The organism is Ramlibacter sp., assembly GCA_019635435.1.
In the GTDB taxonomy this organism is placed as follows: domain Bacteria; phylum Pseudomonadota; class Gammaproteobacteria; order Burkholderiales; family Burkholderiaceae_C; genus JAHBZM01.
In genome coordinates, this window is the sequence record JAHBZM010000001.1 from 3,566,075 (window position 1) to 3,579,649 (window position 13,575).

The following is a 13,575-nucleotide window of genomic DNA, read 5'->3' on the forward strand; positions in this document are numbered from 1 at the left end:
CCAACAATAGGCGACCCGCCACTGGGCCCTCTGCTACTGGACGGCCCGCACCTGGAGACACCGTGAAAGCCAAATTCAACTGGGAAGACCCGTTCCTGCTGTCCGAACAACTGAGCGAGGAAGAGCGCGCCATCGTCGAGGCCGCCCACACCTTCTGCCAGGACAAGCTGCAGACCCGCGTGCTGATGGCCGCGCGCCACGAAAAGTTTGACCGCGAGATCATGAACGACGCCGGCGCCATGGGCTTCCTCGGCTCCACCATTGAAGGCTATGGCTGCGCCGGCCTGAGCTATGTGGCCTACGGCCTGATCGCGCGCGAAGTGGAACGCGTGGACAGCGGCTACCGCAGCGCCATCAGCGTGCAGTCGTCGCTGGTCATGCACCCCATCAACGCCTACGGCAGCGAAGCGCAGAAGCAGAAGTACCTGCCCAAGCTGGCCAGCGGCGAGTGGGTGGGCTGCTTTGGCCTGACCGAGCCCAACCATGGCTCCGACCCGGCCAGCATGCTGACCCGCGCCAAGCCCGTGGACGGCGGCTACCAGCTCAAGGGCGCCAAGATGTGGATCACCAACAGCCCCATCGCCGACGTGTTTGTGGTCTGGGCCAAGCTGGCCGATCCCGACGGCAAGGTGGGCGGCCAGGAATGCATCCGCGGCTTCATCCTCGAAAAGGGCATGAAGGGCCTGTCCGCCCCCAAGATCGAAGGCAAGATGAGCCTGCGCGCCAGCATCACCGGCGAAATCGTGATGGACGACGTGTTCGTGCCCGAAGCCAACCTGCTGCCCAACGTGGCCGGCCTCAAGGGCCCGTTTGGCTGCCTCAACAAGGCGCGCTACGGCATCGCCTGGGGCGCCTTGGGCGCGGCAGAAGACTGCTGGCACCGCGCCCGCCAGTACACGCTGGATCGCGTGCAGTTTGGCCGGCCGCTGGCGCAGAACCAGCTCATTCAAAAGAAGCTGGCCGACATGCAGACCGAGATCGCGCTGGGCCTGCAGGGCTGCCTGCGCGTGGGCCGCCTGATGGACCAGGACCTGGCCGTGCCCGAGATGGTGAGCCTGATCAAGCGCAACAGCTGCGGCAAGGCGCTGGACATCGCCCGCATGGCGCGCGACATGCACGGCGGCAACGGCATCCACGACGAGTACCACGTGATCCGCCACATGATCAACCTCGAGACGGTCAACACCTACGAAGGCACGCACGACGTGCATGCGCTGATCCTGGGCCGGGCGCAAACCGGTTTGCAGGCGTTTTATTGAGGTTTGGGGGTCAAAAAGGCCTGGAGTCCAGGCGGGGCGGCCACTGCGCGCTATTAAACTCATAGCGTGATCGACCTCAGCCCGCTCAAGCCCGTGCTCGCCGCGCTGGTGCTGCCACCGGCCGGCCCGCTGCTGCTGGCGGCCATCGGCCTGCTCGTCTGGCGCCGCGCGCGTGTGGCCGGCATGACGCTGGCCGCCGCCTCGCTGGCGGGCCTGTGGCTGCTGTCCTGCCATGCGGTGGCCATCTGGCTGGCCCAGTCCCTGCTGCCGGCCGTTGCGCCGGTCACCCCAGCCCAGCTCCAGGCCCAGCGGGTGCAGGCCATTGTGGTGCTGGGCGGCGGCGTGCTGCCCCGGGCCCCTGAATATGGCGCGGCCCAGCCCGCCGCCCACACCCTGGCCCGCCTGCGCTACGGCCTCTGGCTGGCCCGCCGCACCGGCCTGCCCGTGGGCTTTGCGGGCGGCGTGGGCTGGGCGGCCGCCGGCACCGGCGCCGCGCCCGAGGGTGAGGTGGTGCGCCGCGCCGCCCAGCAGGACTTTGGCGCCACCCTGCGCTGGGTCGATGACCAGTCGCGCGACACCGCCGAGAACGCCCGCCTGCTGGGCGCGTTGTTGCGCCGCGACGGCGTCCAGCGCATCGCACTGGTGACCGATGCCTGGCACCTGCCCCGCGCGGCGCTGGCTTTTGAGGCGGGCGGCTTCAGCGTCACGCCCGCCCCGACCGGGTTGGCATCTCCCGAGGAAACGCCGCTGCTCGAATGGCTGCCGTCGGCCAACGGGCTGAGCCTGTCGCGCAACGTGCTGCGCGAGTGCCTGGCACGGCTCGTGGCCCGCTGAGCGCCCGCCCCGCCCACCCCACTCCGGCAACCGCCGTCCTTTACACAGCTTTACCCGCCAGCGCGGGCGGCCGCGCGGGTTCTCCCGGCCCCGCGGCTTGACGCCCCAGCGCCCAAAAGCTACATTACTAACCAGTCAGTCATTAACTTCATGTCCCTGTCCAAATTCATCAGCGCCCGCAAGGCCGACGCGACGCCCAAGCGCGAGCGCCGCAAGGAGGCGCGCCCGGGCGAGCTGCTGGACGCCGCGCTCGACCTGTTTGTGGAAAAAGGCTTTGCCGCCACGCGCGCCGAGGAAGTGGCCGCGCGCGCTGGCGTCTCCAAGGGCACGCTGTTCCTGTACTTTCCGAGCAAGGAAGAGCTGCTCAAGGCCGTGGTGCGCGAAAACATCTCGGGCCGCTTCAGCGAGTGGAATGACGAGTTCGCGGCCTTTGAGGGCAGCACGGCCGACATGCTGCGCTACTGCATGAACGTCTGGTGGGAGCGCGTGGGCGCCACCCGCGCCTCGGGCATCACCAAGCTCATGATCAGCGAGGCCGGCAATTTCCCCGAGATCGCGGCCTTCTACCAGCAGGAAGTGATCGAGCCCGGGCAGTCGCTGATCCGCCGCATCCTGCAGCGCGGCGTGGCGCGCAAGGAGTTCGTGGTGGCCGACATGGACCACGCCATCTACTGTGTGATCGCGCCCATGGTGTTCCTCGTCATGTCCAAGCATTCGCTGGGCGCCTGCGTGCCCGCGGGCGGCGTGCTGGACCCGCAACGCTACATCGCCTCCCAGGCCGACATCCTCCTCAACGGGCTGCTGGCCCGCCCGCCCCAAGCCTCATGACGCCTTCCATGAAGAAAACCCTCAAATGGCTGTTGGTCGGCCTGGTGCTGGCCGTTCTGGTGGGCGGCGGCCTGCGTGCGCTGTCGGCGCGCAAGGCCCAGCAGGCGGCCGAGGCCAATGCCCCCAAGGCCCAGACCCTGATCGAGCTGGCCGCCAGCGACGTGGTGCAGGCGCAGGTGCGCGAGCTGGCCCAGGGCCTGCCGATCTCGGGCTCGCTCAAGGCGGTCAACTCGGCCGTGGTCAAGGCCCGCGTGGCGGGCGAGCTGCAGGGCTTGAGCCTGCGCGAGGGCGACGCCGTCAAGGCCGGCCAGGTGGTGGCCCGGGTGGACGCCACCGAATACCAGTCGCGCGTGCGCCAGGCCCAGGAACAGGCCGACTCGGCCCGCGCCCAGATCGACATTGCCCAGCGCCAGTGGGACAACAACAAGGCGCTGGTGGACCAGGGCTTCATTTCCAAAACCGCGCTCGACACCTCGGCCAACAACCTGGCCGCGGCGCAAGCCAACCACAAGGCGGCCCTGGCCACGGTGGACGTGGCGCGCAAGTCGCTGGATGACACCGTGCTGCGCGCGCCCATCTCGGGCCTGGTGTCGCAGCGCCTGGCCCAGCCCGGCGAGCGCGTGGGCATTGACGCCAAGGTGATCGAGATCGTCGACCTGAGCCGGCTCGAGCTGGAGGCCACGCTGAGCGCGGCCGACTCGGTCTCGGTGCGCGTGGGCCAGTCGGCCACCCTGCAGATCGAAGGCAGCGCCCAGCCCGTGACGGCGCGCGTGAGCCGCATCAACCCCAGTGCCATGGCGGGCAGCCGCAGCGTGCTGGTCTACCTTGCCATCGGCCAGACCGACGGCCTGCGCCAGGGCCTGTTCGCCCAGGGCACGCTGGGCACGGCGCAGACCTCGGTGCTCACCGTGCCGCTGTCGGCCGTGCGCACCGACAAGCCCTCGCCCTATGTGCAGGTGGTGCGCGACAACAAGGTGGCGCATGTGCCGGTGCAGACCGGCCTGCGCGGCACCGGCACCGGTGATGCCAACCGCGAGACCCTGGTGGCGGTGCAGGGCCTGGCGTCCGGCACCGTGGTGATCCAGGGCGGCGTGGGCAGCCTGCGCGAGGGCACGGCCGTCAAGTTCACCCAGCCCGCGAAGTAAGCGCCCCATGTGGTTCACCCGCGTCAGCCTCAAGAACCCGGTGTTCGCCACCATGGTGATGCTCGCCATCGTGGTGCTGGGCCTGTTCTCGTACCAGCGCCTGAAGGTCGACCAGTTCCCCAACATTGATTTCCCGGTGGTGGTGGTCACGGCCGAATACCCCGGCGCCTCGCCCGAGATCGTGGAGAGCGAAGTCACCAAGAAGATCGAGGAAGGCGTCAACTCCATTGCCGGCATCAACGCGCTGACCTCGCGCAGCTACGAAGGCCAGGCGGTGGTGATCATCGAGTTCCAGCTGCAGGTGGACGGGCGCAAGGCGGCCGAGGACGTGCGCGAGAAGGTGGCCTCGATCCGCCCCAGCTTCCGCACCGAGGTCAAGGAGCCGCGCGTGCTGCGCTTTGACCCCGCAAGCCGCGCGATCTGGTCACTGGCCGTCTTGCCCGACGCCAGCAAGGGCAAGGCCATGTCCGCCATCGAGCTCACCAACTGGGCCGACCAGGTGCTCAAGAAGCGGCTGGAGAACGTGCGCGGCGTGGGCTCGGTGTCACTGGTGGGGGGCACCAAGCGCGAGATCAACATCTACCTGAACCCGCAGGCCATGGAGTCGCTGGGCATCACGGCCGACCAGGTGGTGGCGGCCGTGCGCAACGAGAACCAGGACCTGCCCGTGGGCGCGATCCGCTCGCTCAAGCAGGAGCGCGTGGTGCAGATCGACGCGCGCATGCGGCGGCCCGAGGACTTTGCCAGCATCATCATCACGCGCAAGGGCCAGGCCGGCGCGGCCTCGGCCATCCGCGTCGGGCAGGTGGCCTCGGTGCGGGACGGCGCCCAGGAAATCGACAGCCTGGCGCTGTACAACGGCGGGCGCACGCTGCTGCTCACGGTGCAGAAGTCGCAGGACGAAAACACCATCGAGGTGATTGACGGGCTCAAGAAAACCATTGACGAGATGCAGGCCCAGCTGCCCGCGGGCGTGCGGCTGGAGCCCATTGCCGATGGCTCGCGGCCGATCCGCGTGGCGGTGGAGAACGTGCGCCGCACGCTGATCGAGGGCGCGCTGCTCACGGTGCTGATCGTGTTCCTGTTCCTCAATTCGTGGCGCTCCACGGTCATCACCGGCCTGACGCTGCCGATCGCGCTGATCGGCACCTTCCTGTTCATGAACATGTTCGGCTTCACCATCAACATGATCACGCTGATGGCGCTGAGCCTGTGCGTGGGCCTGCTGATCGACGACGCCATCGTGGTGCGCGAGAACATCGTGCGCCATGTGCAGATGGGCAAGGCGCCCTACCAGGCCGCGCTGGACGGCACGCAGGAAATCGGCCTGGCCGTGCTGGCCACCACCTTCTCGATCGTGGCGGTGTTCCTGCCCATCGGCTTCATGGGCGGCATCATCGGCAAGTTCTTCCACGAGTTCGGCGTGACCATCGTGGCCGCCGTGCTGATCTCGATGTTCGTGAGCTTCACGCTGGACCCCATGCTGTCCAGCATCTGGCACGACCCCGAGATCCTTCGACAAGCTCAGGACGATCGGAAACACGGCTCGTCCGCCACGCTGTATGACAGGACCATCGGCCGCGTCACGGGCTGGTTCGACACGGCCACCGAGCGCCTGTCAGAGGCCTACCAGGGCATCCTGCGCTGGTCGCTGGGCCACAAGCTGGCCACGGTGGCGCTGGCCGTGGGGGTGTTCATCACCAGCCTCGTCATGGTGCCGCTGCTGGGCACCGAGTTCGTGCCCAAGGCCGACTTTTCGGAGACCTCCATCACCTTCTACACGCCCGTGGGCTCGGCGCTGGAGGCCACCGAGGCCAAGGCCAGGCAGGTCGAAGCCATCGTGCGCGAGTTCCCCGAGGTCAAGTACACGCTGGCCACCATCAACACCGGCAACGCCCAGGGCAAGATCTACGCGAACATCTACGTGCGCCTGGTGGACCGCAAGGCCCGCAGCCGCAATGTGGACCAGATGTCGGGCGTGCTGCGCGAGCGGCTGGCGCAGGTGCCGGGCATCACGGTCACGCACGTGGGCCTGCTGGACTCGGTGGGGGGCAACAAGCAGGTGGAGTTCTCGCTGCAGGGCCCCGACCTGCAGGAGCTTGAGCGCCTGACCCGGCTGGTGACCGCGAAGATCCGCGACATCCCGGGCTTTGTCGACCTGGACTCCAGCATCAAGCCCAACAAGCCCGTGATCGAGATCTCGGTCAAGCGCGACGCGGCCTCCGACCTGGGCCTGTCGGTGGCGCAGATCGCCAGCTCGCTGCGCACCCTGGTGGCCGGCCAGACCGTGGGCAACTGGCGCGCCAGCGACGACCAGACCTACGACGTGAACGTGCGCCTGTCGCCCGACGCGCGCAATGCCCCGCAGGACCTGGACCGCCTGCCCTTTGCCACCGGCACCAACGCCGATGGCAGCGCGCGCATCGTGCGGCTCAACCAGGTCGCCGACATCCGCGAGAGCACCGGCGCCAACCAGATCAACCGGCGCGACCTCACGCGCGAGGTGGCGATCAACGGCAACGTCTACAAGCGCTCGGCCGGAGAGGTGTCCAGCGACATCCGCAAGGCGCTGGACAGCGTGAGCTTCCCGCCGGGCTACCGCTACCAGTTTGGCGGCTCGACCAAGAACATGGCCGAGTCGTTCGGCTACGCGATCTCGGCGCTGGCCATGGCCATCATCTTCATCTACATGATCCTGGCCAGCCAGTTCAAGAGCTTCCTGCAGCCGCTGGCGCTCATGACCTCGCTGCCGCTCACGCTGATCGGCGTGGTGCTGGCGCTCATGATGTTCCGCTCCACGCTGTCGATGTTCTCGGTCATTGGCGTGGTCATGCTGATGGGCCTGGTGACCAAGAACGCCATCTTGCTGGTGGACTTTGCGATCCGCTCGCGCGAGGACCACACCGACGAACAGGGCCGCCTGGTGCCCGGCCTGCCGCGCGCCGAGGCCCTGCTGCTGGCCGCCAGGGTGCGGCTGCGGCCCATTTTGATGACCACGCTGGCCATGATCTTCGGCATGGTGCCGCTGGCCTTTGCGCTGACCGAAGGCTCCGAGCAGCGCGCCCCCATGGGCCAGGCCGTGATCGGCGGGGTGATCACCTCGTCGCTGCTCACCCTGGTGGTGGTGCCGGTCGTGTACTGCTACATGGACGACCTGTCCCACTGGATCCGGCGCAAGTTCGCGGGCACGCCCCGCGCGGGCGGTGGCGCCACGGCGGCCGCGGTGCCGGCCTCTAAAATCAAGGGTTTGTCCTGATCGCCCTCCCGGAGTACACCCCATGACCTCGACCGCCTCCCTTGAACAAGCCCGCTTCAACATGATCGAGCAGCAGATCCGTCCCTGGGACGTGCTGGACCCGGCCGTGCTGGAGCTTCTGTCCGTCATCAAACGCGAGGACTTCGTGCCGCTGGCCCACAAGTCCCTGGCCTTCATGGACCTCGAAATCCCGCTGCTGGGCAGCAGCGAGGAAGCCATGCGCCAGGGCCACTGCATGCTGGCGCCCAAGGTCGAGGCCCGGCTGCTGCAGGACCTGCATGTGCAAAAGCACGAGAAGGTGCTTGAAATCGGCACCGGCTCGGGCTTCATGGCCGCGCTGCTGGCGCACCGCGCCCAGCGCGTGATCTCGCTCGAAATCCACCCCGGCCTCGCGCAGACGGCCCGCGCCAACCTGCAGAAGGCCGGCGTGCACAACGTCGAGGTGCGCGAGGGCGACGGCGCCAGCAACCTGGCCATTGACGGCCCGTTTGACGTGATCCTGCTCAGCGGCTCGGTGGCCGAGGTGCCGCCCGCCCTGCTGGCCCAGCTCAAGACCGGCGGCCGGCTCGCCGCCATCGTGGGCCAGGAGCCCGTGATGCGCGCCACCCTGATCACCCGCACCGGCGAGGCCGCCTTCAGCACCGTGCAGCCCTGGGACACCGTGGCCCCGCGGCTGGTGAACTTCCCTGAACCCTCGCGCTTCAGCTTCTGACCCGAAAGCCCCTGCCCATGATTGACCAAGTTCGCCCACAAGACCTCGCCGCCTGGATGCAGGCGCAAACCGGCGGTGCGCCGGCCGTGGTGCTGGACGTGCGCGAACCCTGGGAACTGCAGACAGCCAGCGTGCGGGCCGACGGCTTTGCACTGGTGACGATTCCGATGGGCGAGATCGCCGCGCGCGTGGCCGAACTCGACCCCGATGTGCCGGTGGCCTGCCTGTGCCACCACGGCGCGCGCAGCCAGCGCGTGGCGAACTTCCTGGCCGGCAACGGCTTTGCCAGGGTGGCCAACATCGCCGGCGGCATCGACGCCTGGGCCCAGGAGCGCGACGCTTCCGTGCCCCGCTACTGACCCTTCTTCTGCAGCTTCTCACAAGGATCATTCATGAACATGTTGCGGCTACTCCCCCTGACCGTCGCCATCGGGGCCGCGTTCCCGGCCCAGGCGCAGAGCCTGCAGGCCCTGTACGAATCGGCCCGGGCCTATGACGCCACCTACCAGTCGGCCAAGGCCCAGTACGACGCCAACCTGTTTCGCGCCGAGCAGGCGCGCGCCGGCGTCCTGCCGTCGGCCGGCCTGTCGGCCGGCGCCTCGCGCACGCACGCCGAGGTCCGCTCGCCGCCCGCGCCCAGCCGCGACTACAGCGCCCAGAGCGTGACGCTGAACGCCTCGCAGCCGCTGTACCGGCCCGCCAACGTGGCCACCTATGAACAGGGCAAGAAGCAGGTGGCGCTGGCCCAGGCCCAGCTCACGGCCGCCAGCCAGGACCTGATCATCCGGGTGAGCCAGGCCTACTTTGACGTGCTGGCCGCGCGCGACACGCTGGCCTTCGTGCAGGCCCAGAAAACCGCGGTGTCCGAGCAGCTCGCCTCGGCCAAGCGCAACTTCGAGGTCGGCACCTCCACCATCACCGACTCGCGCGAGGCCCAGGCCCGCTACGACCTCGTGGTGGCCCAGGAGATCGCCGCCGAGAACGACCTGCGCGTGAAGAAGCTCGCGCTGGACAACGTGGTGGGCAAGGCCGGCGCCGAACCCCGGCCCCTGGCCCTGCCCGTGGCACTGCCACCGCTGCAGCCCGACAGCGTGGCCCCCTGGGTGGCGCAGGCCGAGGACGCCAGCCCCGCCGTGCAGCAGGCCCGCACCGCGCTGGACGTGGCGCGGCTTGAAACCGAAAAGGCCAGGGCCGGCAACAAGCCCACGCTGGACCTCACGGCCAGCTACGGCACCTCGCGCGCGCCCAACAGCCTCAGCGGCGTCCAGACCCGCACCGACAACACCGTGGTGGGCCTGCAGTTCAACCTGCCGCTGTTCGCGGGCTTTGCCACGCAGAACCGCATCAAGGAAACCCTGTCGCTCGAGGAAAAGGCCCAGGCCGACCTCGAGGCCGCGCGCCGCGCCGTGGCGCAGGGCACGCGCAGCGCCTTCTTTGGCGTGGTCTCGGGCCTGGGCCAGGTCAAGGCGCTGGAGGCGTCGGAGCAATCGAGCCAGCTCGCGCTGGACGCCAACAAGCTGGGCTACCAGGTGGGCGTGCGCATCAACATCGACGTGCTCAACAGCCAGAGCCAGCTGTTCCAGACCAAGCGCGACCTGGCGCAAGCGCGCTACAACGTGCTGCTGGGCAGCCTCAAGCTGCGCCAGGCCAACGGCACGCTGAAGGCCGAGGATCTGCAGGCCATCAACGCGCTGCTGGTGCCCTGAGGGCCACTGGCCCGGCCGGCGGGGCGCGCCGCTTCACAGCAAGGCGGCAATCGCCGCCGCGGTCTGCCGCGCGGCGCCGCGGTGGGCCTGGGCAAAGTCCGCGGCGGCCTGCACCGCCCGGGCATGGCCTTCACCCGACGCGAGTTGCAGGGCCAGATCCAGCGCCTGGGCCATGCCCTGCACGCGCAGCGCGGCCCCCGCGTCCTCGGCCAGCTCGGCCGCCTCGGCAAAGTTGAAGGTGTGGGGCCCGGTGATCACCGGGCAGCCGCAGGCCGCGGCCTCGATCAGGTTCTGCCCGCCCAGCGGCTCAAAGCTGCCGCCCAGCAGGGCCACATCGCTCAGGCCGTAGTACAGCGCCATCTCGCCCAGCGAGTCCCCGAGCCAGACATCGGCCTGACCGGCCTCGCCGGCCGCCGGCGGGCCCGCGGCCCAGCTGCTGCGGCGCGACACGCTCAGGCCGTGCTGCTGGGCCAGCGCCGCCACCTCATCAAAGCGCTGGGGGTGCCTGGGCACCACCAGCCACTGCACGGCATTTGTTCCTGTTTCGATAGCGCCTGAAGGCCGCCCAGCCTGGACTCCAGCCATTTTTTGCTTGAGAAGCTGGAAAAAAGCTGCCTCTTCGCCCTCGCGCGAGCTGGCAAACACCACCACCGGCCGGCCAGCCGCGCCGCGCCAGGCCCGGCCCTGCGCGAGCTGCGCGGCGTCGGGCGTGGCGTCGAACTTGAGGTTGCCAAACACGCCCTGCACCGGCGCGCCCAGTTGCCGCAGGCGCTGCGCATCGGCCTCGGTCTGGGCCCAGGCCGCGGCCAGCGCCGTGTAGGCGGGCCGTGACAGGGGCGCCAGCGCCAGCGCATTGCGCAGCGACTTGTCGCCCAGCCGCGCGTTGGCCAGCACCAGCGGCAGGCCGCGCGCCCGGCAGGCCGCCGCGAGGTTGGGCCAGACCTCGGTTTCCATGAGGATGCCGATGCGCGGCCGGAACTGGTCCAGAAAGCGCTGCACCGCGCCCGGCGTGTCCCAGGGCAGCCAGGCCTGCAGATCGCCTTCGTGCAGCAGGCGCTGGCCCTCGGCGCGGCCCGTGGCCGTGCCATGGGTCAGCAGCAGACGCAGGCCTGGCTGCTGCACCCGCAGCCGCGCCAGCAGCACGGCCGCGGCGCGGGTCTCGCCCAGCGAGACCGCATGGATCCACAGGCGGCCGCTGTCCGCTGGCAGGGCATAGCGGCCAAAGCGCTCGTCCACGGCGTGCAAATAGCCCGGCTCGGCCACGCCGCGGCGCGCCAGCTTGCGCCGCAAAAACGGCAGCGCCAGGCGCATCAGCAGCGAGTACAGGGCGCGCACCATCAGGCCGCCACCTCGCACCAGGCCTGCCACACCGCGTCCACCAGGGGCACGGGCTGGTCGAACAGGCTGCGCTGGCGCGCCCGGCCCTGCGGCCCGGTGCGCCAGGCGGTGTCGAAGTTGTACAGCTGCACATGCGGCAGGTCCAGCGCCACCGCGATGTGGCTCAGGCCGCTGTCCACGCCGATCACGCCGGCGCAGGCCGCGAGCCGGTCGGTCAGCGCGCCCAGGTCCATGGCGGGCCACACGCGGGCCTGCGGCCCCAGCTGCGCGGCCAGCCGCTCGCTGCGCTGGTGCTCGGCCGCGCTGCCATGCGGCAGGCCCAGCGCCCAGCCGGCCTGGACCAGGCGCCGGCCCAGCGCCAGCCAGTGGTCCTCGGGCCAGCATTTGTCGTCGCGCGAGGTGCCATGCACCAGCGCCACGCAGCCTTGCGGCGAGGCCGCGTCTGCTTCACTTTCCATAGCACCCAGTGGCCGGCTGGCGCGGGCTAGCAGCCCGAAATGCATGGAATCGGGCTCTGCATAGCCCAGCGCGCGGGCACACAGCTCGCGCGAGCGCGCCACCGCATGGATGTGCGGCGCGATGTGCACGGCCACATCGGCCACCCAGCGCGTGGGCGCCTCGTAGCCCGAGCCCTCGGTCTGGTTGGCCAGGGCATAGCGCTGGCCGCCGGTCGCGCGCCGCGCCAGCCAGCTCACCAGCGCCGACTTGCTCAGGCCCTGCAGGTCAATGATGGCGTCATAGGCCTCGGCCTGCAGTTCGGCCTTGAAAGCGCGCCACTGCGCGCGGGTGTCGGCCGCGAACGGTGACTTGCGCCAGCGCCGCAGTTCACACGGGATGACGCGGCGCACGCCCTCGCAGCGCGCCACCAGGGGCGCAAAGCCGCGCTCCACCACCCAGTCGATCTGCGCGCCGGGCAGGGCCGCGCGGATGTCCTGCACCGCGGGCATGGCGTGCACCACGTCGCCCAGTGACGACAGCTTGACCAGCAGGATCTTCAAGGGCGCGCGCCGCTCAATGCGCGGCCTTTTCAATGGCCGCGTCGGGCTTGACGCTGCGCAGCAGCGCGAGCATGGCGGCCTCGATGCGCGCCAGCGCCTCGCTCGTGTGGCCCTCAAAGCGCAGCACCAGCACCGGCGTGGTGTTGGACGCGCGGATCAGGCCAAAGCCGTCGGGCCAGTCCACCCGCACGCCGTCGATGGTCGAGACCTCGGCCGGCTCGTCAAAGCGCGCCTGCGCCACCAGCCGCGCCACCAGCACATGGGGTTCGCCCTCGGCGCACCTGACGTTGAGCTCGGGCGTGGAAAAACTCGTGGGCAGCGCGTTGAGCACGGCGCTCGGGTCGGCGTGGCGCGACAGGATCTCGAGCAGGCGCGCGGCGGCATAGGTGCCGTCGTCAAAACCGAACCAGCGCTCCTTGAAGAAGATGTGGCCGCTCATCTCGCCGCCCAGAGGTGAATCGATCTCCTTCATCTTCGCCTTGATCAGCGAGTGGCCGGTCTTGTACATCAGCGGCTGGCCGCCGGCCTCGCGGATCGCGGGCGCCAGGCGCTGCGTGCACTTGACGTCAAACACGATCTGCCCGCCGGGCACGCGGCTGAGCACGTCGCGCGCGAACAGCATCATCTGGCGGTCGGGGTAGATGGTCTGGCCGTCCCTGGTGACGATGCCCAGGCGGTCGCCGTCGCCGTCAAAGGCCAGGCCCAGCTCGGCGTCGGTGGCTTGCAGTTTGGCCACCAGGTCGCGCAGGTTCTCGGGCTTGCTCGGGTCGGGGTGGTGGTTGGGGAAGTTGCCGTCCACCTCGCTGAACAGCTCGATCACCTCGCAGCCCAGCGCGCGCAAGATGCCCGGCGCCGAGGCCCCGGCAATGCCGTTGCCGCAATCGGCCACGATCTTCATGGGCCGCGCGAGCCTGGCGTCGCCCACGATGCGGTCGCGGTAGGGGCCCAGCAGGTTGATGTTGCGCACCGTGCCCTGCTGGCCGTGGCCGGCCAGCGTCCAGTCGTCCTTCTCGATGGCCTCGCGCAGGGCCTGGATCTCGTCGCCGTAGATCGCGCGGCCCGCCAGCACCATCTTGAAACCGTTGTAGTCCCGGGGGTTGTGGCTGCCCGTGACCTGGATGCCGCTGGCGCACAGCGTGCTCGCGGCAAAGTACAGCAGGGGGGTGGTGACCGGGCCAATGTCGATCACGTTCACGCCCACGGCCTGCAGGCCGCGGGTCAGCGCGGCGCTGAGCTCGGGCCCGCTGAGCCGGCCGTCGCGGCCCACCGCCACCGTGGTCTCGCCCTCGCGCCGCGCGGCCATGCCAAAGGCCCGGCCCAGCGCCTCGGCCACCTGCGCCGTGAGCGTGGAAGGCACGATGCCCCGGATGTCATAGGCCTTGAAAATGGTTGCGGACACGTGCACTGAGAAGCCTCCCGAACGATTGAACCTGGAACCGACGGATTGTAGGCCGCACCCCTCTCGCACGGGCTGCTTTTGCCCCTTCGGGCACATGTCC

At 69.5% G+C, this 13,575-nt stretch carries 11 protein-coding genes; 8 read left to right on the forward strand and 3 right to left on the reverse strand.

What is annotated here, in order from left to right; genetic code table 11:
* The first annotated feature begins 62 nt into the window (after positions 1 to 62).
* From KF796_17265 to KF796_17300, 8 genes are all read left to right on the forward strand, one after another.
* Positions 63 to 1,259: an acyl-CoA dehydrogenase gene (locus tag KF796_17265; protein MBX3588386.1), complete on the forward strand. Its 1,197-nt coding sequence runs from the start codon at positions 63 to 65 to the stop codon at positions 1,257 to 1,259.
* Positions 1,260 to 1,328: 69 nt separating this feature from the next.
* Complete coding sequence (locus tag KF796_17270) at positions 1,329 to 2,093, forward strand: YdcF family protein (protein ID MBX3588387.1); 765 nt, start codon at positions 1,329 to 1,331, stop codon at positions 2,091 to 2,093.
* 150 nt (positions 2,094 to 2,243) lie between these two features.
* Positions 2,244 to 2,921, forward strand: a complete 678-nt coding sequence (locus KF796_17275) for a TetR/AcrR family transcriptional regulator (protein MBX3588388.1) — start codon at positions 2,244 to 2,246, stop codon at positions 2,919 to 2,921.
* 8 nt (positions 2,922 to 2,929) lie between these two features.
* On the forward strand, positions 2,930 to 4,066 hold the full coding sequence (locus KF796_17280; GenBank protein ID MBX3588389.1) for an efflux RND transporter periplasmic adaptor subunit: 1,137 nt from the start codon (positions 2,930 to 2,932) through the stop codon (positions 4,064 to 4,066).
* A gap of 7 nt (positions 4,067 to 4,073) precedes the next feature.
* On the forward strand, positions 4,074 to 7,322 hold the full coding sequence (locus KF796_17285) for an efflux RND transporter permease subunit (GenBank protein ID MBX3588390.1): 3,249 nt from the start codon (positions 4,074 to 4,076) through the stop codon (positions 7,320 to 7,322).
* Positions 7,323 to 7,344: 22 nt separating this feature from the next.
* A complete protein-coding gene (locus tag KF796_17290) occupies positions 7,345 to 8,034 on the forward strand; it encodes a protein-L-isoaspartate O-methyltransferase (GenBank protein ID MBX3588391.1) in 690 nt (229 codons plus the stop codon).
* Between the two features lie 17 nt (positions 8,035 to 8,051).
* The gene (locus tag KF796_17295) at positions 8,052 to 8,393 is read left to right on the forward strand and encodes a sulfurtransferase (GenBank protein MBX3588392.1); all 342 of its coding nucleotides are present in this window, start codon (positions 8,052 to 8,054) and stop codon (positions 8,391 to 8,393) included.
* 33 nt (positions 8,394 to 8,426) lie between these two features.
* Complete coding sequence (locus KF796_17300; protein MBX3588393.1) at positions 8,427 to 9,740, forward strand: TolC family outer membrane protein; 1,314 nt, start codon at positions 8,427 to 8,429, stop codon at positions 9,738 to 9,740.
* A 33-nt stretch (positions 9,741 to 9,773) separates the two neighbouring features.
* On the opposite strand, the gene KF796_17305 is transcribed toward KF796_17300, so the two are convergent.
* Genes KF796_17305 through KF796_17315 form a run of 3 tightly spaced genes read right to left on the reverse strand, consistent with a single transcriptional unit; the run spans position 9,774 to position 13,571 of the window.
* The gene (locus KF796_17305) at positions 9,774 to 11,078 is read right to left on the reverse strand and encodes a 3-deoxy-D-manno-octulosonic acid transferase (GenBank protein MBX3588394.1); all 1,305 of its coding nucleotides are present in this window, start codon (positions 11,076 to 11,078) and stop codon (positions 9,774 to 9,776) included.
* Positions 11,078 to 12,076: a lipopolysaccharide heptosyltransferase I gene (gene waaC / locus KF796_17310; protein MBX3588395.1), complete on the reverse strand. Its 999-nt coding sequence runs from the start codon at positions 12,074 to 12,076 to the stop codon at positions 11,078 to 11,080. Before waaC ends, KF796_17305 begins: the two co-directional genes overlap by 1 nt.
* Before the next feature lie 13 nt (positions 12,077 to 12,089).
* Positions 12,090 to 13,571 carry a phosphomannomutase/phosphoglucomutase gene (locus KF796_17315; GenBank protein MBX3588396.1) on the reverse strand — a complete coding sequence of 494 codons (1,482 nt, stop codon included), beginning with the start codon at positions 13,569 to 13,571 and terminating at the stop codon, positions 12,090 to 12,092.
* Positions 13,572 to 13,575 lie beyond the last annotated feature (4 nt).

What these genes read in the sequence shown, in the direction of transcription:
- KF796_17315 (MBX3588396.1), bottom strand. Translation starts at nt 13,571, where the DNA reads ATGTGCCCGAAGGGGCAAAAGCAGCCCGTGCGAGAGGGGTGCGGCCTA.
- KF796_17285 (MBX3588390.1), top strand. Translation starts at nt 4,074, where the DNA reads ATGTGGTTCACCCGCGTCAGCCTCAAGAACCCGGTGTTCGCCACCATG.
- KF796_17300 (MBX3588393.1), top strand. Translation starts at nt 8,427, where the DNA reads ATGAACATGTTGCGGCTACTCCCCCTGACCGTCGCCATCGGGGCCGCG.
- KF796_17295 (MBX3588392.1), top strand. Translation starts at nt 8,052, where the DNA reads ATGATTGACCAAGTTCGCCCACAAGACCTCGCCGCCTGGATGCAGGCG.
- KF796_17280 (MBX3588389.1), top strand. Translation starts at nt 2,930, where the DNA reads ATGAAGAAAACCCTCAAATGGCTGTTGGTCGGCCTGGTGCTGGCCGTT.
- KF796_17305 (MBX3588394.1), bottom strand. Translation starts at nt 11,078, where the DNA reads ATGGTGCGCGCCCTGTACTCGCTGCTGATGCGCCTGGCGCTGCCGTTT.
- KF796_17290 (MBX3588391.1), top strand. Translation starts at nt 7,345, where the DNA reads ATGACCTCGACCGCCTCCCTTGAACAAGCCCGCTTCAACATGATCGAG.
- KF796_17275 (MBX3588388.1), top strand. Translation starts at nt 2,244, where the DNA reads ATGTCCCTGTCCAAATTCATCAGCGCCCGCAAGGCCGACGCGACGCCC.